General features: G+C 72.6%; 14 protein-coding genes. 8 read left to right on the plus strand and 6 right to left on the minus strand.

The window, feature by feature from the left end; translation table 11 throughout:
• Positions 1 to 93: 93 nt before the first annotated feature.
• The 5 genes from ADK65_RS11110 to ADK65_RS11130 form a co-directional block, all read right to left on the minus strand.
• Positions 94 to 2,388: a bifunctional glycosyltransferase/CDP-glycerol:glycerophosphate glycerophosphotransferase gene (locus ADK65_RS11110; protein ID WP_053669811.1), complete on the minus strand. Its 2,295-nt coding sequence runs from the start codon at positions 2,386 to 2,388 to the stop codon at positions 94 to 96.
• Between the two features lie 143 nt (positions 2,389 to 2,531).
• Positions 2,532 to 3,392, minus strand: coding sequence for a carbohydrate ABC transporter permease (locus ADK65_RS11115; protein WP_053669812.1), 861 nt, complete (start codon positions 3,390 to 3,392; stop codon positions 2,532 to 2,534).
• Positions 3,389 to 4,735, minus strand: a complete 1,347-nt coding sequence (locus ADK65_RS11120) for a carbohydrate ABC transporter permease (RefSeq protein WP_199825605.1) — start codon at positions 4,733 to 4,735, stop codon at positions 3,389 to 3,391. The genes ADK65_RS11115 and ADK65_RS11120 overlap by 4 nt, the downstream gene beginning before the upstream one ends.
• A gap of 4 nt (positions 4,736 to 4,739) precedes the next feature.
• Positions 4,740 to 6,152 carry an ABC transporter substrate-binding protein gene (locus ADK65_RS11125; protein ID WP_053669814.1) on the minus strand — a complete coding sequence of 471 codons (1,413 nt, stop codon included), beginning with the start codon at positions 6,150 to 6,152 and terminating at the stop codon, positions 4,740 to 4,742.
• A 176-nt stretch (positions 6,153 to 6,328) separates the two neighbouring features.
• Positions 6,329 to 10,402 (minus strand): FtsK/SpoIIIE domain-containing protein, encoded by a 4,074-nt coding sequence (locus tag ADK65_RS11130; protein ID WP_053669950.1) that lies wholly within the window; start codon positions 10,400 to 10,402, stop codon positions 6,329 to 6,331.
• A 363-nt stretch (positions 10,403 to 10,765) separates the two neighbouring features.
• On the opposite strand from ADK65_RS11130, the gene ADK65_RS11135 reads away from it, so the two are divergent.
• The 4 genes from ADK65_RS11135 (at position 10,766) to ADK65_RS11150 (ending at position 15,925) form a co-directional block, all read left to right on the plus strand.
• Positions 10,766 to 12,445: a serine/threonine-protein kinase gene (locus ADK65_RS11135; protein ID WP_053669815.1), complete on the plus strand. Its 1,680-nt coding sequence runs from the start codon at positions 10,766 to 10,768 to the stop codon at positions 12,443 to 12,445.
• Between the two features lie 122 nt (positions 12,446 to 12,567).
• A complete protein-coding gene (locus tag ADK65_RS11140) occupies positions 12,568 to 13,815 on the plus strand; it encodes a serine/threonine-protein kinase (RefSeq protein WP_053669816.1) in 1,248 nt (415 codons plus the stop codon).
• A 58-nt stretch (positions 13,816 to 13,873) separates the two neighbouring features.
• Entirely contained in the window at positions 13,874 to 14,977 is a 1,104-nt protein-coding gene (gene prfB, locus ADK65_RS11145; protein WP_053669817.1) for a peptide chain release factor 2, read from the plus strand.
• A gap of 288 nt (positions 14,978 to 15,265) precedes the next feature.
• Entirely contained in the window at positions 15,266 to 15,925 is a 660-nt protein-coding gene (locus ADK65_RS11150; RefSeq protein ID WP_053669818.1) for a hypothetical protein, read from the plus strand.
• Positions 15,926 to 16,022: 97 nt separating this feature from the next.
• Here the strand turns inward: ADK65_RS11150 and ADK65_RS11155 are convergent, their stop codons facing one another.
• Positions 16,023 to 16,214 (minus strand): hypothetical protein, encoded by a 192-nt coding sequence (locus ADK65_RS11155; RefSeq protein ID WP_053669951.1) that lies wholly within the window; start codon positions 16,212 to 16,214, stop codon positions 16,023 to 16,025.
• Positions 16,215 to 16,470: 256 nt separating this feature from the next.
• Between ADK65_RS11155 and ftsE the strand changes: the two genes are divergently transcribed.
• The 4 genes from ftsE to smpB all read left to right on the plus strand — a co-directional run bounded on the left by ftsE (position 16,471) and on the right by smpB (position 19,885).
• Entirely contained in the window at positions 16,471 to 17,160 is a 690-nt protein-coding gene (ftsE, locus tag ADK65_RS11160) for a cell division ATP-binding protein FtsE (protein WP_003990615.1), read from the plus strand.
• Between the two features lie 40 nt (positions 17,161 to 17,200).
• Positions 17,201 to 18,118: a permease-like cell division protein FtsX gene (gene ftsX / locus ADK65_RS11165; protein WP_053669819.1), complete on the plus strand. Its 918-nt coding sequence runs from the start codon at positions 17,201 to 17,203 to the stop codon at positions 18,116 to 18,118.
• A 68-nt stretch (positions 18,119 to 18,186) separates the two neighbouring features.
• Positions 18,187 to 19,356, plus strand: a complete 1,170-nt coding sequence (locus tag ADK65_RS11170) for a S41 family peptidase (RefSeq protein WP_078955909.1) — start codon at positions 18,187 to 18,189, stop codon at positions 19,354 to 19,356.
• A 46-nt stretch (positions 19,357 to 19,402) separates the two neighbouring features.
• Positions 19,403 to 19,885, plus strand: coding sequence for an SsrA-binding protein SmpB (gene smpB, locus ADK65_RS11175; RefSeq protein ID WP_053669821.1), 483 nt, complete (start codon positions 19,403 to 19,405; stop codon positions 19,883 to 19,885).
• Positions 19,886 to 19,975 lie beyond the last annotated feature (90 nt).

The following is a 19,975-nucleotide window of genomic DNA, read 5'->3' on the forward strand; positions in this document are numbered from 1 at the left end:
GGGGGCGTCCCGGACCCCCGGCGGGCGGGGACGGGGGCGGGGCCGGCCGCGAGGGCCGGCGGGCATGCGGACTCCCCGGAGGGCGAACCGTGCTCAGAGGCTGTCGGTGACGGCGCGGGGACCGGCCGCCAGCGGCACCGTGGTGAGCGGCTCACGCGTCAGCGAGGCCGCCGCCGAGGGCACCGGGCGGCGCTCGCCGAGCGGCACGACCGGCGGCAGCTCCGACTCCCCGAGCACGACCCGGCGCACCACCCGCTCGGCGGCCCGACCGTCGTCGTAGGTGCAGAACCGCTCGCGGAACGCCGCCCGCAGCTGGGCCGAGCGGGAGCCGCGCCAGTGGCCGGTGGCGAAGATGTCGATCAGCTCGTCCTCGCCGCGGGCGACCGCGCCCGGCGGGACGTCGCGCAGGTCGAAGTAGGTGCCGCGGGCCGCGTCGTACGCCTCCCAGTCGTCGGCGTGGACGACGATCGGCCGGTCCAGGTTGGCGTAGTCGAACATCAGCGACGAGTAGTCCGTGACCAGGACGTCCGACGCCAGGCAGAGCGACTCCACGCTCGGATGGTCGGAGACGTCCACGACCCGGCCGCAGGTGCTGGTCAGCGGGGCGTCGTAGGCGTGGTGGGCGCGGGCCAGGACGATGAAGCGCGGGCCGAGGCGGCGCGCGATCCGCTGCAGGTCCAGGGGACGGTGCTGGGAACGGCGGTAGTCACGGTGGGTCGGCGCGTACAGGATCGCCACCGCGCCCCGCGCGATGCCCAGGGAGGCCCGCAGCCGGGCCACGTCCGCCGGGGTCGCCGTCCGGAACACGTCGTTGCGGGGGTAGCCGTACTCCAGCGTGGTGTAGCGGCCGGGGTGGACGCGCTCGTTCGTCAGGGTCGTGTGCCGGTTGGCGGACAGCACGTAGTCCCACCGCTCGACGTCCTTCAGCAGCCGCGCGAAGTCCCGGCCGCGGGCCGCCGCGGGGCGCTCCTGCAGGTCGAGGCCGATGTGGCCGAGCGGGGTGCCGTGCCCGGTCTGGATCAGGACCTGGCCCCGGCGCTTGGCCAGCCGGTCGTCGAAGCCGCTGTTGCTGACCAGGTAGCGGGAGCGGGCGAGCGCCGTCCAGTAGGCGGCCGTGCCGGGGACGATGCGGCGCGGGCCGGGCGGGATCGTGTGGTGGTGCTCGCGGCGGGCGATCCACGCCGTGCGGATGTGCGGCGCGAGGTCGCGGACCGCGGCCTCCAGCGCGCCGGGGTTGCAGCCGTGGCCGCGGCCGTCGTAGGCGGCGAAGACGGCGCGGTCGGCGCGCAGCGGAAGGCAGCGCTGCACGTGGTAGTGCGTGCGGAGGGCGGCCGACCGAAGGCCCCGCAGCAGCTTCCCGGTGGTCCGGGCGGCCGCGCGGTGCAGGGCCGACGCCAGCTGGAGGGTGCGGTAGGTGCGGTGCAGGCCGAAGCGGATCAGGACGTGGTGGATCCGGCAGCGGGGGCGCCCCCGCTCGAGCGAAGTCGAGAGGCCGGGAGGCACGGGCGCACCGGGGGTGCGGTAGCGCCGGTAGTGGGTGCGGGCCCGGCGCAGGAAGCGGGCGCGCGAGCCCCGGGGCAGCCGGTCCCGCCGGGAGTACACGATCACCAGATGGTGCACCATGCGGCGGAACAGCACCGGCCGCCACCGGGCCAGTTCGGGGCGCTCGTCGAGAAACGCGAAGACCCGGTCGTACTGTTCGAAGACGTCGAAGTGCCGCTCGCTGGTGGTGCGCAGGATGCTGCCCTGCCGCCGCTGCCGGTAGTGCACACAGACCCGGTCGAGGGTGGCGATCGACTCGGCGGTCATCAGCACCGGGTACGTCCACGGCGTGTCCTCGTAGAGCCCGGGCGGGAAGACGAAACCCCCCTCCTCGACGAACTCCCGCCGGTAGGCCTTGTTCCAGGCGACCATCAGCAGCCGCAGCAGCCCCGGCCGGTCCTCCAGGCGGAACGGCGCCGGGCCCTGCTCGGTGAGCTGCGCGGCCGCCTGGTTGCGGATCGCCTCACCGGTCCAGTGGGTGCGCGCGTAGTCGAAGACCAGCACGTCCGGCTCGCCCGTCTCCTTCAGCCGGTCGGCGATCGACCGCAGCGCGTCGGGCGTGAGGGTGTCGTCGCTGTCCAGGAACAGCAGGTAGTCCCCGCTCGCGTGCGCCACGCCGGCGTTTCTCGCGCGGCCCAGGCCGACGTTCTGAGGCAGGTGGACGGGGCGTACCCGGGCATCGCGGGCGGCGAACTCGTCGATGATCGCACCGCACGCGTCCGGCGAGCAGTCGTCGACGACGATCAGTTCCAGATCGGGACAGGACTGGGAGAGCACCGATTCGAGGCACTCGTGCAGGTACGCCTGAACCTGGTACGCGGGGACAATGACACTGAACCTGGGCAAGAGGCCATCCATCGGTCGGCGCGGGCGTTCGGCCCGGGAACGGCCGCTGGGCCGACTTGGTTACGGTCGCTACGGCATCCGGGGGAACGCGGAAGGGGCGGCCCGCCCCCGGCCCCGCCCCTTCGACTACCGTGCTCTGATCGCTACTTGACCGCGCCCGCCATCACGCCGGACACGAACTGCCGTTGGAACGCGAAGAACACGGCCAGCGGGATGACCATCGAGATGAACGCGCCGGGTGCCAGCACGTCGATGTTGTTGCCGAACTGCCGTACCTGCGTCTGCAGTGCGACCGTGATCGGCTGGCTCCCGGAGTCCGAGAAGATCAGCGCGACGAGCAGGTCGTTCCACACCCACAGGAACTGGAAGATGCCGAGCGCCGCGATCGCCGGGGCGCCGAGCGGCATCACGACACGGAAGAACAGGCGCAGTTCGCCCGCGCCGTCCAGGCGCGCCGCCTCCAGCAGCTCTTTCGGGATCTCCGCGAAGAAGTTCCGCAGCAGGAACACGGCGAAGGGCAGGCCGAAGCCGACGTGGAAGAGCACCACGCCGAGCACCGAGCCGAAGATGCCGATGCTGCCGAAGAGTTCGGCGATCGGGATCAGCGCCACCTGCACGGGCACGACCAGCAGACCGACCACGCCCAGGAACCACCAGTCCCGGCCGGGGAACTCCATCCACGCGAAGGCGTAGCCGGCCAGCGAACCGATGATCACGACGAGCAGCGTCGCCGGCACGGTGATCCAGACCGTGTTCACCAGGGAGCTGGTGATGTCCTCGTTCTCCAGCAGCTTCGCGTAACTGTCGAAGGTGATCTGCGAGGGCTCGGTGAACACCTTCCACCAGCCGCTCGCCGCGATGTCCTCCGGCGTACGGAGACTGGACAGCAGCAGCCCGATGGTCGGCACCAGCCAGAACAGCCCGACGACGACGAGGAACACCCGCAGCACCCCGCCGCTGACCGCCTCGGCCAGCCGCGACCCCAGCGACTGCCTGGCCTTCATCGCCGCACCTCCCGCCTGAGCCTGCGCACGTTGAACCACATCACCGGCACCACGAGCAGCAGCAGGAACACCGAGATGGCGCTGGCGATGCCCGGCTGGTCCTCGGAGAAGCCCTTGCGGTACAGCTCCAGCGCGAGGACGTTCGCGTCGTCCTGGGAGGAGCCCGGAGCGATGATGAAGACCAGGTCGAAGATCTTCAGCACGTTGATCATCAGAGTGACGGCGACGACCGCCAGGACCGGCGCCAGCAGCGGCACCGTGACCCGTCTGAACACCTGCCACTCACTCGCGCCGTCCACCCGCGCCGCCTCCAGCAGCTCCCGGGGCACGCTCGCCAGCCCGGCCGCGATCAGCACCATCGCGAAGCCCGCCCACATCCAGATGTACGAGCCGATGATGGATGGGGTGACCAGGGACGGGCCGAGCCAGTCCAGACCGTTGTACGGCTCCTTGAAGTTGCTCGCCGGGAGCCTCAGCTGGGCCCCGTCGGCCGAGGCGGGCAGCTTGAAGGTGCCGTCGCCCGCGGCCGTCGTCGACGCCACGACCTTGCCGTCCTTGACGGCCTCGATCCGCATGCCGGCGTAGCCCAGCTCGGACGGATCGACGCTGTTGAGCGTGCCGACGCCCTTGCCGCGCGTGAAGTCCTGCCACGTCGTGCCCGTGACCTTGCCCGGCTCGGGCTTCGGCGCCACCGCGGCCTTCACGCCGTCGGGCAGCTGATCGGGCGCCACCCCCACCAGGGGCAGCGAGACCGCCTCGCCCGTGCGGACGGGCGACGTGGTGATGAACGCGCCCCCACCGGCCGGCTTCAGCGGCGAGTCGCGGCCCGGGTGGGCCTTCGGGAACGCCGAGGCCTGGGCGAACGTGTCGTGCACGCCCACCCACACCGCGTTCGCGACGCCCTTGTCCGGGTCCTGGTCGTACACCAGGCGGAAGATGATGCCCGCCGCCAGCATCGAGATCGCCATCGGCATGAAGACGACCAGCTTGAACGCCGTACCCCAGCGCACCCGTTCGGTCAGCACCGCGAAGATCAGGCCGAGCGCGGTCGCGATCGTCGGCGCGAACACCACCCAGATGATGTTGTTCTTCAGCGCGGTGCGGATGCCCTCGTCGGTGAAGAGGGCCTTGTAGTTGTCTATTCCGGCGAAGCCGTTACCGGACTGGTCGTAGAAGCTGCGCACGACCGAGTACCCGATCGGGTACACCACGAGCGCGCCGAGCAGGACGAGCGCGGGCAGCAGGAACAGCGCCGCGACGGTCCTGCGGGTACCGGTCACACTCCTGCGCGACGTGGGAGCGGCAGGGGGCTCGGTGCCCCCTGCCGCCGGAACCGACGTCATGACGTCAGTTCCCGTACGCCGCGGCTGCTTCGGCCTCCAGCTTCGCCTGGGTCCCCGCGATGTCCTTCGGGTTCTTCAGGAAGTCCTGGAGGATCTTCCACTCGCCCTTTCCGGGCGTGCCGCCGAAGGCCTGCGGGGCCTGGTCGGACATGTCGAAGCGGAAGTCGTCACCGGCGTCGATGAGCGCCTTGGCGATCTTCTGCTGCACCGCGTTCGGATAGTCGGAGTTCGGCACGTTCTTGTTCGGCGACAGGTAGCCGCCCAGCTTGGCCTGGATCGACGCAGCGTCCGGCGAGGCGAGCCAGGTCGCCAGGGCCTGCGAGCCCTTCGAGTCCTCAAGGATCACGGCCGCGTCGCCGCCCGAGACCACCGGACCCTGGTCACCCACGGCCGGGAACGGGAACACCTTCGCGTCCGTCCCGATCTTCATGCTCGACGGGATGTTGACCTGCGCGAAGTCACCCGCCGCGACCATGGCCGCCTTGGGCTGGTCCCCGCCGGTGAACACCTGCGTGACGGAGGCCGGGAAGTCGGTCTGCAACGCCCCGTTCGCCCCGCCCGCGATCCAGTCGGGCTTGCCCCAGACCTGCGCGAGGGTGGTCAGCGCGTCCTTCACGGACGGGTCGGTCCACTTGATCTCGTGCTTGGCCAGCTGGTCGTACTTCTCCGGGCCGGCCTGGGAGAGGTAGACGTTCTCGAACCAGTCGGTCAGCGTCCAGCCCTCGGCCCCGCCGATGGAGAACGGGGTGACGCCGGAGTCGGAGACCGTCTGCGCGGTGTTCAGCAGGTCCGGCCAGGTCTCGGGCTCACTGGCCCCCGCGTTCTCGAAGACCTGGTTGTTGTACCAGATCAGGGACTTGTTGGCGGCCTTGTAGTAGACGCCGTACGGCTTGCCGCCCACCTTGCCGATGTCCTGCCAGCCCTGCGAGTAGTTCTCGCCGAGCTCCTTGACGGTGTCGGAGCCCAGCTGTTTGGCCCAGCCCTTGTCGACGGCCTGCTTGATGGCGCCGGGCTGCGGCAGCATCACGATGTCCGGCGGCTGCCCGCCGGCCACCTTCGAACCGATGAAGTTGATGATGGGGTCCTGTGCGGGCACGAACGTGACCTTGGCGCCCGTGCGCTTCTCGAACTCCTGCAGGACCTTCTTGAAGTTGGCCTGTTCCGTGCCGGTCCACACGGCGGCGATCTCCAGGCTCGTTCCGTCGAGCTTGGGAAGGGTGACGTTGTTGCCGGTTTCCGTGGTGTCGCCCGTGCTTCCACCGCTGTCGGTGTCGCTGCTTCCGCAGGCGCTCAGCGAGAGCGCGAGGGCTCCCGCTGCGACGGCGGCCGCGGCCTTGACGGCTCTGCGGCTCTGGGGGGTCGCCGTGTCCCGCCTGGGCGACCAGCGTGTCCGGATGGTGCTGCTCGTCATGCGCATGACTGCCCCGCTTCTTCGTTCCTCGTCGAACGTCGAGCGCGCTCCCGTGCGATCTGGTCTACGCCCGGGTGTGCGGGGGCGGCAAGATGGCATCGGCTGTCAAGCGGGGGATCGTGACTCCCTCGTGACCAGGGACGCGGCCCCATGGCGCGGGTGGGGCCGATGACCCTCCCCGCTCACAGGAGCGACGGCACCTTCGCAGCCGCGACCTCCCGGGCCGCCCTTTCCAGCGCGCTGGCCAACAGTGCCAGGTCGGTCGGGCCGTTTCCGAGTTCCCGCACCGGACGCCGGGCCGGAGGGTCACCCATGCGGTGCCATTCGAGGGGGACGACCGTGGGACGCAGCGTCGCCGTCCGCGGGATCCGGCCGGTCACCCGGCCGCCCTGGAACGGGGTGACCCGCCCGTCCGCACCGGTCAGCCTTCCCCGGCCGGGCGCGGGCTCGTCCGGGCCCGCGGCGGGGGCGTCGAGCACGACGCGCAGGGTGGCCCGGCGCGCCGGTTCCGTCTCCGCCGTGCGGGCGCACGGACCGGTGGCCGCCACCAGATGGACGCCGAGCCGCTCGCCGTCCCGGGCCACCGCCTCCAGTGCGCGCATCACCGACCCGGCCGCCGGCCGCCCGGTGGAGCCGAGCGCCGGGGCGACCAGCGCGTCCAGGTCGTCGACGACCACGACGAGCCGGGGCAGCGGGGGCGCGGCCGCCTCCGTCTGCCGCCGGGCCGCGCCGGGCCGCAGCCGCATGGTGGAACTGGACGGCGAGTCGAGGTCGCCGGCCCCTCCCGCCCCGGCCGCGTCGGCCTGGGCACCGCCCCGGGCCGACGCCGTGCGCTGCGCGACCATACGGCCCGACAGCTCGCGGCCCGTGTGCCACTCGGCGAAGTCGGACCGCCCGAGCAGCTCGGCGCGCCGTTTCAGCTCGGCGGTCAGCGACTGCGCGAACTCCCGCATCCGGACCGGGTCGTGGGCCATGAGCAGCGTGGTGACGTGCGGTACGTCCGTACAGACCTGCAGTCCCTCGCCGTTGCCGCCGCCCGCGCCCGGGCCGCCCCGGCCGTCGACCAGCACGATGCCGAGGCGGTCCGGCCGCTCGGCGGCGGCCAGGGACGCGACGATCGACCGCAGCAGCTCCGTGCGGCCGCTGCCCGCAGGGCCCTCGATCAGCAGATGCGGCCCCTGGGCGGCGAGGTCCGCGCCGACCGGACCGCGCGGCCCGGCGCCGAGCACGGCGCGCACCCGCCCGCCCAGCGCCTCGGCGTCGTCGGCCGCGTCCGCCCAGCGCGCCATCAGCGACGCAGGGGTGGCGCGGGCCAGGCCCAGTTCGTCCAGCAGCCGGGCCGCCTGCGGCAGCGGTGCGGAGACCCGCGGCTGGCGCTCGCTCGCCGGGCCGTCCGTCCGCAGGGGCGCCAGCGCCCGCGCGAACCGCTCGGCCCAGGCCGCCGAGACGGCGTCGACGGTGGCGACCGTGCCGTGTCCGACGGGCCCCGCCGACGAACCGTCGCCGCCGGTACGGGCCACGCGCACCAGCCGCAGGGCCGTCGCCACGTCCCCGCTGAGCAGCGCGACCGCGCCGCACTGCCGGAAGACCGGCGCGACCGAACAGGCCGCCTCGTACGTCTCGGTCACCGGCGAGGCCGGGGAGGCGGCGGCCGTCTCGGCCAGGCAGACGACATGGATTCCGGCCCGGGGGCCCTCCAGCGCCAGGCGCGCGAGGGCTCCGCTCAGATCGGCACCGCCGGGATCGCCGTCGACGACCACGACCGTGTACGGGCCGGGGAAGCGTTCTGCCGTGTCGCCGCCCGCGCCGTCCTGGGCCCACGAGGGGCGGCGGGGCGCCGGGACGGGAGCGTCGGCTCCGGGGCCGCCGGCCTGACCCGTGTCCGCCAGATGGTCCTCCAGACGGCGGGTCAGCTCGTCGCAACGCGCGGCGGCCTGCTCCCGGTCGTGGGCCAGGAGCAGCCGGCAGTCCTGTCCGTGCCCCGGGCGCACGTGCGGCAGCCAGCCCAGCCAGGACCAGTCGGCGGTGCGCTCCTGAAGGGAACGGGAGCGGTCCGCGGCGATCAGGACGATCTCCAGCGTGTCGGGGGAGTGCAGGGCGGTGAGCTGGGCCAGGACGGCACGCGTCAGCCCGGCCAGCCGCGCCCGCGGCCCGGCCAGTCCCAGTGCGCCGACCTCGCGCAGACCGGCGGTCACGGGGACGGCGGGCAGCAGGCCCGAGCCGTCCGGTGCCGCCCGGTCGGCCGTGCCGAGGCGCACGGCGAGCGCCTCCGGGTGGCCGGGGCCGCGCTCCCACAGCCGGGGTCCCGGACCGAGGGCCGTGAGCAGCAGCGTGGCCGGGTCCGGCCAGGTCTCCGGGGCGGACGGCACGACGACCGGGTGGTGCTCCGCGGCCACCGTCGCCGCGGGCTCGTCCTCGTACGTCTCGCGTGGTTCCGCCGCCCGCTCGCCGCGCCCCCCGGTGAGCCGCCGCGCCCACGCCCCGAGCCCGCCGCGCCTGCGGGTACCCGGGGGCACGTCGGTGCCGCGCAGGGGAGTGCCCTTGCGCCCACGACCGGCCCGCTGGTCCGCCAGGGCCGGGTCGTCGGCGCCGGGGTCCGGGTCCCAGGGGCGGTGACCGCTTCCGTCCGCGGCGCCGGTGCCGTACGCCGGTCCGGCCCCGGCACGACCCGCATGCGTGTCCCCGACACCGCCGGTCGCCGGGCCCGCATCGCGCTGCCGCGCGGCGCCGGGAGGAGCGAGGGACGACGAATCCTGAGCGGCATCGCGCTGCCGAGCGGTCCGGAGCGTGTCCTCCTGCGAACCGGGGCGCGGCCCGTGGACCTCCGGGGACCCGGCGGCCCCCGACGCTGATCCACTCCCGGCCGTCTGCCGCCGCGTCTCACCCCCCCTGCCGCCGGGCGGCACTTCGCTCCAACCGTCTCCGGCGTGGGCGGCGCCCCCGGTGCTGGGGGGCGGCATCTCGCTCCGGCGTCGGGAGCGGGCTTCGCTGTCGGCGTCTGGGAGCGAGACCTCGCTTCGGCGTCCCGGCCGGACTTCGCCGCGGGTGCCCGGGGGCGGTACTTCGCCCCGGTGGCTCCCGGCATGGGCGGCGGCCGAGACCTCGTCGTGGTGGCCTCCGGCGTGGGCGGTGCCTGCGGCACCCAAGGACGGCGGGTCGCTCCGGCTCCCCGCTCGGGTCTCGTTGCCGGCGCCCTGGTGCGGCACCTCGCTCCGGTGGCCCCCCGGGCGGGCCTCGCCCGCACCGTCCGCAGCGCGGGGCCCCTGGCCGTGCCCCCGCTCCTGCGGCGCATCCGACCTGGTGCCGCCGCCCTGGATCCCCGGCGCTTCCGGCCCCGGACCCCCGCCGCCTATCCGCAGCGCTTCGGGCGCCGAGCCCGCACTGCCGCTCCCGGCCCGCGCCGCTTCCGGACCGGGGCCCGCACCCTCGCCCTCGATCCACGGCGCCCCGCCCTGTCCCGGCACCACAGCCGGATCCGCCGAGCCGCGCGCGGGAGCGGCCGGTGTGCCCAGGACCGCCGGGCCGTGGGCGTGGTGCGTGGAGTCCGTGGGGCCGGCCGTCCTCGGAGCGGCCCCGCCGGTGGCAGGTGCCTCCACGGGCCCGGCCACGCGCACGTGCCCCTCCCCGTCCGGGGTCGTCTCCACCCGGCCCCCCGGCCCCCCGGCGGGAGCCAGCCGCAGGGCCGACTCGCCGATCCGCAGCAGCGCACCCGGCACGAAGGGGACCGCCCGGCCGCCCACCCGCGCGCCGCTCACCGTCGTGCCGTTCGTGGAGTCCAGGTCGGCGACCGCGACGCGGCCGTCCGCGCTCACCGTCACCGCGCAGTGCAGCCGGGAGACGTCCGGGTCGTCGAGCGGTACGTCCGCGTCCGCGGAGCGGCCGATGCGGATCTCGCCGCCGTGGAGGAGATGGACACCACCGGCGTCCGGACCGGCCACGACCTGCAGCTGGGCCGGGGCGTCCGCCAGCTCCGGGTGCGGCTCCGGCTCGCCCGGCGCGCCGACGGACAGCACGGCGCCGTCGGTCAGCGGCGGCTCGCCGAGCGTGCAGCGCTGGGCGTCCAGCCGGTGCTCCCCGGCATACAACACGGGTGTGCCCGAGCCGTCACCGCCGCAGACCGCCTGGGCGAGCGCCGACGCCACCGCGGCGAGCGCCGTACCGGCGGGTGCCGTGACCAGCACGTCGGTGCGCGGGGCGCGATCCCGCGCCGGCGCCGACGGGCCCAGCGGATCTACGACGGTCAGCCGGATCTGCATCGCCGTCAGCGGTCCCTTCTGCCCGGGCGCGGAGTCCCCCACCCCGCCCCGGCACGTCGGCCAGTAACTGGCAGCATCCTCGCACCTGCCACTGACAGTGCGCCCCTCGCTCCGGAAAAGGTGATCTTGAATGGTCGGCTCTGCCCGCAAAAGTGCCTGAGAGATGACCCACAGCCGACCGCTTGAGATCACTCACGTTCCTCTCCGGCAACCACGAGACCGAGGTGAGCGTCTTCCCTTCGAACGAGTGTGAGGGCCGCGACGTAAGACCCACAGAAAGACGACACTCCGGTCCCCGGCCCCCCGGCACTACAGTGGGTCGGACAGGCCAGCAGGCAAGGCAAGCACCAGGGAGCGCATGACGTGCGGCCGGTAGGCAGCAAGTACCTGCTCGAGGAGCCGCTCGGACGCGGCGCCACGGGCACCGTCTGGCGAGCCCGCCAGCGCGAGACCGCGGGCGCCGAGGCGGCCGTGCCGGGGCAGCCCGGCGAGACCGTCGCGATCAAGGTCCTCAAGGAGGAGCTGGCCGGCGACCCGGACATCGTCATGCGGTTCCTGCGCGAGCGGTCCGTCCTGCTCAGGCTGACCCACCCGAACATCGTCCGGGTCCGTGACCTGGTCGTCGAGGGCGAGCTGCTGGCGCTGGTCATGGACCTCGTCGAGGGTCCCGACCTGCACCGCTACCTGCGCGAGAACGGGCCGTTCACCCCGGTCGCCGCCGCCCTGCTCACCGCCCAGATCGCCGACGCGCTCGCCGCCAGCCACGCCGACGGCGTCGTCCACCGCGACCTCAAGCCGGCCAACGTCCTGCTCCAGCAGTACGACGGGCGGATGCACCCGCTGCTGACCGACTTCGGCATCGCCCGGCTGGCCGACTCCCCGGGACTGACCCGCACCCAGGAGTTCGTCGGCACGCCCGCCTACGTCGCCCCCGAGTCCGCCGAGGGCCGCCCGCAGACCTCCGCCGTCGACATCTACGGCGCCGGCATCCTGCTCTACGAGCTGGTCACCGGCCGCCCGCCGTTCGGCGGCGGCTCCGCCCTGGAGGTGCTGCACCAGCACCTGAGCGCCGAGCCGCGCCGCCCCTCCACGGTGCCCGACCCGCTGTGGACGGTCATCGAGCGCTGCCTGCGCAAGAACCCCGACGAGCGCCCCAGCGCCGAGAACCTGGCCCGCGGCCTGCGCGTCGTCGCCGAGGGCATCGGAGTGCACGCGAACTCCGCGCAGATCGCCGCCGCAGAAGGCGTCGGCATGCTCCTCGTGCCCGACCCGGCCCCCGCGCCGGTACCGGGCACGCCCGGCTCGGCCGACCCCACGCAGGTCCTCCCGCAGGGCGCCGCCGCCTACGACCCGAACGCCGCGACCAGTGTCATGCCGCACACCGGCGGCCCGGCCGGCGCCGCCGACCCCACCGCCGTCATGCCCCACCGGGGCGCGGCCGACCCGACCGCCGTCATGCCGCCCGTCCCGCCGGGATCACCCGGCCACCCGGGTCAGCAGAACCAGCAAGGCGGCCCCGAGGACCCGCACCCCTGGCAGAACCAGCTGCGGGCGGCCCGCGACCGCAACGAGCAGACGCAGGTCCAGTACCTCGACCCGAACGAGGACCCGCTGCGCCGCCGCCCCCAGCGCCAGGTCGCCAGGCCGCAGCAGCAGCCCCCGCGCCGTCAGGCGCCCCCCTCGGGTTACGCCAACCCGCAGCCCCAGCAGTACGCCCAGCAGCCGCAGCGGCCCCAGCCGCCGCAGCGCTACGCCCCGCCCGCGCCCCCGGCCCAGCCCCAGCAGCCGCAACGGCCCCAGCGCGAGCCCCGGCAGCCGCGGCAGCGCAGCGCCAACCCGATGCGGATCCCGGGCCTCGGCTGCCTGAAGGGCTGCCTCTTCACGATCGTCATCCTGTTCGTCGCGGGCTGGCTGATCTGGGAACTGAGTCCGCTGCAGGAGTGGATCGGCACCGGCAAGGGCTACTGGGACCAGCTCACCGACTGGTTCAGCGCCGTGACCGGCTGGTTCGAGAAGCTCGGCAGCGGTTCCGGCACGAAGTGACCGGAACCGCCCTGCGGGGTTGGTGATTTGTCGACACCCGGCGGGTGATTTCCGCCTCCCCGGTGAAGGTTGGCCTTCCGTACGCGTAGTTTTAGCGACAACACGCGTCGGTAGGAGCAGCCTTGGCACGGAAGATCGGCAGCCGGTACACCGCCCACCAGATCCTCGGGCGGGGCAGCGCCGGCACGGTGTGGCTGGGCGAGGGCCCCGAGGGTCCCGTCGCCATCAAGCTGCTGCGCGAGGACCTCGCGTCCGACCAGGAACTCGTCGGACGCTTCGTCCAGGAGCGCACGGCCCTGCTCGGGCTGGACCATCCGCACGTGGTGTCGGTGCGGGACCTGGTCGTCGACGGCAACGATCTGGCGCTCGTCATGGACCTCGTGCGCGGCACCGACCTGCGCACCCGCCTGGACCGGGACCGGCGCATGGCCCCCGAGGCGGCCGTGGCCATCGCGGCCGACATCGCCGACGGGCTGGCGGCCGCGCACGCCGCGGGGGTGGTGCACCGGGACGTCAAGCCGGAGAACGTCCTGCTGGACATGCAGGGCCCGCTGGGCCCCGGCGGCTCCCACCGCGCGCTGCTGACCGACTTCGGCGTGGCCAAGCTCATCGACACCCCGCGCCGCACCAAGGCCACGAAGATCATCGGGACCCCGGACTACCTCGCCCCGGAGATCGTCGAGGGCCTGCCCCCGCGCGCGTCCGTCGACATCTACGCGCTCGCCACGGTCCTCTACGAGCTGCTGGCGGGCTTCACGCCCTTCGGCGGCGGACACCCGGGCGCTGTCCTGCGCCGGCACGTCACGGAGACGGTCGTCCCCCTGCCCGGCATCCCGGACGAGCTGTGGCAGCTGCTGGTGCAGTGCCTGGCCAAGGCCCCGGCCTCGCGGCTGCGGGCCTCGGAGCTCGGGGTCCGGCTGCGGGAGCTGCTGCCGATGCTGGCGGGCATGCCCCCGCTGGAGGTCGACGAGCCGGACACCGAGTCCGCGGAGGAGTCCGACCGCGAGGAACAGCCCGCCGGGCCGGCGCCGGCCGGGGAGCGGGTCAGACGGCGGGGCGCGGTCCCCCTGGTGCCGGGCGCGAAGCCCGCCGACTCCAACCGGGACACCCACACCTCCATGCGCGTCCCCGCCCCCGACGAGCTGGCCGGCGGCGCCCACGGCACGGCCCGGGCCCCGCGTACCGCGGGTGCTCCCCGCCCCGGCTCGGCCCGCAACCGCGCCGCGGCCCGGCGCCGCCGGGTGGCCCTGGGAGCGGGTGCGGTCGCCCTCGCCGCGGCGATCGGCGTCGGAGCCTGGCTGACCACGTCGGACGACGACGGGAGCGCACCTCCCCAGGACACGCAGAACTCCGCTCCGCAGACGCCCTGAGCCGCCCGCTGCGGCCGCCCGGCGTTGGCCGCCGGGCGGAGCCGTTACGCTGGAGGGCGTGGCAGTCGTCGACGTATCCGAAGAGCTCAAGTCCCTCTCCTCGACCATGGAGTCGATCGAGGCCGTTCTGGACCTCGACAAGATGAGGGCAGACATCGCCGTGCTCGAGGAGCAGGCGGCCGCGCCGTCCCTCTGGGACAACCCCGATGAGGCGCAGAAGATCACCAGCAAGCTGTCCCACCTCCAGGCCGAGGTGCGCAAGGCCGAGGCCCTGCGCGGTCGCATCGACGACCTGGGCGTCCTCTTCGAGATGGCCGAGGAGGAGGACGACCCGGACACCCGTGCCGAGGCCGAGTCCGAGCTCGCCGCCGTGAAGAAGGCGCTGGACGAGATGGAGGTCCGCACCCTCCTCTCCGGTGAGTACGACTCCCGTGAGGCGCTGGTGAACATCCGTGCCGAGGCCGGTGGCGTCGACGCCGCCGACTTCGCCGAGAAGCTCCAGCGCATGTACCTGCGGTGGGCCGAGCAGCGCGGCTACAAGACCGAGGTCTACGAGACGTCGTACGCGGAGGAGGCCGGCATCAAGTCGACCACCTTCGCCGTCCAGGCGCCCTACGCCTACGGCACGCTCTCCGTGGAGCAGGGCACGCACCGGCTCGTGCGCATCTCGCCCTTCGACAACCAGGGCCGGCGGCAGACGTCCTTCGCGGGCGTGGAGATCCTGCCCGTGGTGGAGCAGACCGACCACATCGAGATCGACGAGTCCGAACTGCGCGTCGACGTGTACCGCTCGTCCGGCCCCGGCGGCCAGGGCGTCAACACCACCGACTCCGCGGTGCGCCTCACCCACATCCCCACCGGCATCGTCGTGTCCTGCCAGAACGAGCGCTCGCAGATCCAGAACAAGGCGACCGCCATGAACGTGCTCCAGGCGAAGCTGCTGGAGCGGCAGCGCCAGGAGGAGCGGGCCAAGATGGACGCCCTCAAGGACGGCGGCAGCTCCTGGGGCAACCAGATGCGTTCCTACGTCCTGCACCCGTACCAGATGGTCAAGGACCTGCGCACCGAGTTCGAGGTCGGCAACCCCGAGGCCGTGTTCAACGGTGAGATCGACGGTTTCATCGAAGCCGGAATTCGCTGGCGCAAGCAGCAGGAGAAGTAAGTTTGTCGACAAGGCAACTGCCGCCACCAGGGCGGCAGTTGCCTTTTGCGTACTCCATGTCCGGGTTTTACATCACAGTCACAGCCTCAGACTCCCGGCATAGCCCCCGTAGTTGGACATGGCAGCCGTAAACGGCCTTGACGTGTTCTTGAAAAATGGGAAGGGTAAAGCGCGGCATGCGTGTCTCTGGGGCGCATGTGAACCGGGGTGCCTTTCATCGCAGTTGCCCCGTCGAGCACAGCCCCGAGCGCTGCCTAATGACGATGAGCTACTGGGGGTAGCAACCACATGACGAAGAAGACGCGGATTCGTGTCGCGCGGATAGCCGCCGGTGCCGTGATCGCCGCCGGCGCCTCGCTGACCGCCGCCGGTGCGGCATCCGCTCTCGACCTGGGCGTGAACGTCGGCATCGGCGACACCAGCGTCGGTGTCGGCGTGAGCACGGGCGACGACGAGCCCACCGACCCGCCGACCGAGCTCCCGACGGACCCGCCCACGGACCTCCCGACGGACCCGCCCACGGACCTCCCGACGGACCCGCCGTCGACCGGGGAGCCCACCGACGAGCCGACCGAGCCGACGGACGAGCCCACCGAGCCGACCGAGGACCCGACGGACGCCCCGACCGACCCGGGCAACGGGAACGGCACCGGCGGCGGCAACGGCAACGGCAACGGCAACGGTGGCGGTAACGGCGGCGGCAACAACGCCGACCCCGACGGCGGCACCTCGCCGCAGGAGGAGGGCTCCTCCTCCCTCACCGAGGTCGGCTCGGACTCCACCCCGGCCTCGCAGGCCCAGGCCCAGGGCAACGGCCAGGAGCTCGCCGAGACGGGTGCCGCGCAGACCACCTTCCTGGTGATCGGCGCTGCCACGATGATCGCCGGCGGTGTCGGCTTCCGTCTGCTGCCCCGCCTCGTGGGCGGCCGCGGCGGCGCTGCCGCCTGACGGTAGTCACGTCCGTACGGACCGTGCGCCCAGCGCAACACCGAGGGCCCGGAGCGAACGCTCCGGGCCCTCGGCCGTGTCCTCGGGGCTTACGCCGTCATACGGTCTGGTGCGCCAGCAGGGCCACCGCGGCGATCAGCACCATCAGCAGGGTGATCAGAGCCATCGGATTCAGGCCCGCCAGGAAGTTCTCCTGTTGCAGCCGCTCGCGGTTCGCGCGGCACACGGGGCAGCGGCCCTCGTTCACGGGGGACGCGCAGTTCGCGCACACCAGCCGGTCGTACGTCATGCGCTTGCCCTCCTTGCGCCGGTTCCACGTGTTCAACGTCCGTGGGGGCGGGAATGTTCCCCCTCCACTTTGCCAGGTTCCGTCGGCCGTCGCGCGGCCGCGCGATTTCTGTGGTGGTACGCACAGTCCGCCCGCGTCCCCCGGCGCTGGGCACAAAACGGCACATCCATGGTGCAATCACGGTCGGTGACTGCGGTGCCCCACCCGGTTCGCGTATGGTCACGCTCATCTACCCCCGGCGACCCGTGGTGCATCCGTGATCCGATTCGACAACGTCTCCAAGGTCTACCCCAAGCAGACCCGCCCCGCCCTCAGGGATGTATCCCTGGAGGTCGAGAAAGGCGAGTTCGTCTTCCTCGTGGGGTCCTCCGGCTCCGGAAAGTCCACCTTCCTGCGGCTGATCCTCCGCGAGGAGCGGTGCAGCCACGGCCAGGTGCACGTTCTGGGCAAGGACCTCGCCCGCCTCTCCAACTGGAAGGTCCCGCAGATGCGGCGCCAGCTGGGGACGGTGTTCCAGGACTTCCGCCTGCTGCCGAACAAGACGGTCGGCGAGAACGTCGCCTTCGCTCAGGAGGTCATCGGCAAGTCGCGCGGTGAGATCCGCAAGTCCGTGCCGCAGGTGCTCGACCTCGTCGGGCTCGGCGGCAAGGAGGACCGGATGCCCGGCGAGCTGTCCGGTGGTGAGCAGCAGCGCGTCGCCATCGCGCGGGCCTTCGTCAACCGCCCCAAGCTGCTCATCGCCGACGAGCCCACCGGCAACCTCGACCCGCAGACGTCCGTCGGCATCATGAAGCTGCTCGACCGCATCAACCGGACGGGCACGACCGTGGTGATGGCCACCCACGACCAGAACATCGTGGACCAGATGCGCAAGCGCGTCATCGAACTGGAGAAGGGCCGCCTCGTGCGCGACCAGGCCCGCGGTGTCTACGGCTACCAGCACTGATACCGCACCCGAGATCCACGGAAAGGCATAACCAGTCGCCATGCGCGCCCAGTTCGTCCTGTCGGAGATCGGTGTCGGTCTCCGCCGCAACCTGACGATGACCTTCGCCGTCGTCGTCTCCGTCGCCCTGTCGCTCGCCCTGTTCGGCGGGTCGCTCCTGATGAGTGACCAGGTCAACACCATGAAGGGGTACTGGTACGACAAGGTCAACGTCTCGATCTTCCTCTGCAACAAGAGCGACGCCGAGTCGGACCCGAACTGCGCCAAGGGCGCGGTGACCGACGACCAGAAGAAGCAGATCAAGGCCGACCTCGACAAGATGAACGTCGTCCAGGCGGTCACGTACGAGTCGCAGGACCAGGCGTACAAGCACTACAAGGAGCAGTTCGGCGACTCCCCGCTCGCCAGCTCCCTCACACCGGACCAGATGCAGGAGTCGTACCGCATCAAGCTGAAGGACCCGGAGAAGTACCAGGTCATCGCCACAGCCTTCAACGGCCGGGACGGAGTGCAGTCCGTCCAGGACCAGAAGGGCATCCTGGACAATCTGTTCAAGCTGCTCAACGGCATGAACTGGGCCGCCCGCGCGGTGATGGCGCTGATGCTGGTCGTCGCGCTGATGCTGATCGTCAACACCGTGCGCGTCTCGGCGTTCAGCCGCCGGCGTGAGACCGGCATCATGCGGCTCGTCGGCGCCTCCGGCTTCTACATCCAGGCACCGTTCATCATGGAGGCCGCGGTCGCCGGACTCATCGGCGGCACCCTCGCGTGCGGCTTCCTGGTGCTCGCCCGGTACTTCCTCATCGACCACGGACTCGCCCTGGCCGACCAGCTGACACTGATCAACTTCATCGGCTGGGGCGCGGTGTTGAAGTACCTGCCGCTCATCCTCGCGACGAGCCTCCTGATGCCCGCGTTGGCCGCGTTCTTCGCGCTGCGCAAGTACTTGAAGGTGTGACGCATGCCGCGAGGGGCCGTACGGTCAACCGACCGTACGGCCCTTCCGCTTGTCCTAGACTCACCGGCATGTCAGGTCGTGACCCGTTCTGTCAGCCCCGCCGTATCCGTCGTGGGGCCGCCCTGACGTTGGTTTTCACGAGCGTGCTCGTCGCCGGTGCGGCCACCGGGGCGCTGCCCCAGGGACAGGGGAAGTCCGCTCCGGACGAGGTCCGTTCGGCGGGTCCGGCCGCACACCACGAGGACGTCGCCCGGGCCGCCGAGGAGGCCATGGCCGACGGCACGTCCCCGGTCCAGGCCGCGAAGCGCGCCGTCAGCCGCAGCGGGGACCGCTGGGGCGCCGTCTACTCCCGCGGCGAGTACGAGGAGTTCGAGGAGTCCCTCGACGGCCAGTACACCGGCGTCGGCCTGTGGGCCCGCAGTGACCGGGACGGCCGTATCGAGGTGACGAGGGTGCGCGCCGGGTCGCCCGCCGCCAGCGCCGGGATCCGCCGCGGCGACCTGCTGCGCAGCGTCGACGGGGAGAAGACCGACGGCCGGCCCGTCACCGAGGTCGTCTCCTTACTGCGCGGCGACGCCACCGACGCCCCGGCGGGCACCACCGTCCGTCTCGGCCTGGAGCGCGACGGCCGCGCCTGGACCGAGACCGTGCGCCGGGCCCAGCTGTCCACGGACTCGGTCACCGTCCGGGAGCTCGCGGGCCGCGTCACCGTCATCAAGGTCGACACCTTCACCAAGGGCTCCGGCCACCAGGTCCGCGAAGCCGTCCGCCGAACCCCGCCCCGCGCCGGGATCGTCCTCGACCTGCGCGGCAACTCCGGCGGCCTGGTCACCGAGGCCGTGACCGCCGCGTCCGCCTTCCTCGACGGCGGCCTCGTCGCCACCTACGACGTCGACGGCGAGCAGCGCGCCCTGCACGCCGGGTCCGGCGGGGACACCACCAGACCGCTGGTCACGCTCGTCGACGGCGGGACGATGAGCGCGGCCGAGCTCCTCACCGGCGCCGTGCAGGACCGCGGGCGGGCGCTCGTCGTGGGCTCCCGCACCTTCGGCAAGGGCTCGGTCCAGATGCCGAGCCGGCTGCCCGACGGCTCCGTCGCGGAGCTGACCGTCGGGCACTACCGCACCCCCTCCGGCCGCGGGGTCGACGGCCGGGGCATCACGCCCGACCTGGAGACCGGCGAGGACGCCCTCCAGCGGGCCGGGACCGTACTGCGCGGCCTCGCGAGCTCCTCGTAATCGACTTTCCGCGGGGCCCCTCGGTAGTGCGAAAATGGTCGGCACTATGGCTAAGGAAAAAGGGCGCAAGCTGATCGCGCAGAACAAGAAGGCGCGGCACGACTACCTCGTCATCGACACCTACGAGGCCGGCCTGGTCCTCACCGGGACCGAGGTGAAGTCCCTGCGCCAGGGACGGGCGTCGCTGGTCGACGGCTTCGTGCAGCTGACCGACGGTGAGGCGTGGCTGCACAACGTGCACGTGCCGGAGTACAGCCAGGGCACCTGGACCAACCACAGCGCCCGGCGCAAGCGGAAGCTGCTGCTGCACCGCGCGGAGATCGACAAGCTGGAGTCGAAGTCGGGGGACACGGGCCACACCATCGTGCCGCTCGCGCTGTACTTCAAGGACGGCCGGGCCAAGGTCGAGATCGCGCTGGCGAAGGGCAAGAAGGAGTACGACAAGCGCCAGGCGCTCCGGGAGAAGCAGGACCGCCGGGAGACCGACCGCGCGATCGCGGCCGTGAAGCGGAGGCAGCGCGGGGCGTAGGGAATACGCTGGCACCGACCTGCGTTGGTCACGTACGATGGTGCCTGCACCCCATGGCGGGTGCGCGCCCCTCTCCGGAGGGATTGTCAA

The sequence above is a fragment of the Streptomyces sp. NRRL B-1140 genome (assembly GCF_001280065.1).
GTDB lineage: Bacteria > Actinomycetota > Actinomycetes > Streptomycetales > Streptomycetaceae > Streptomyces.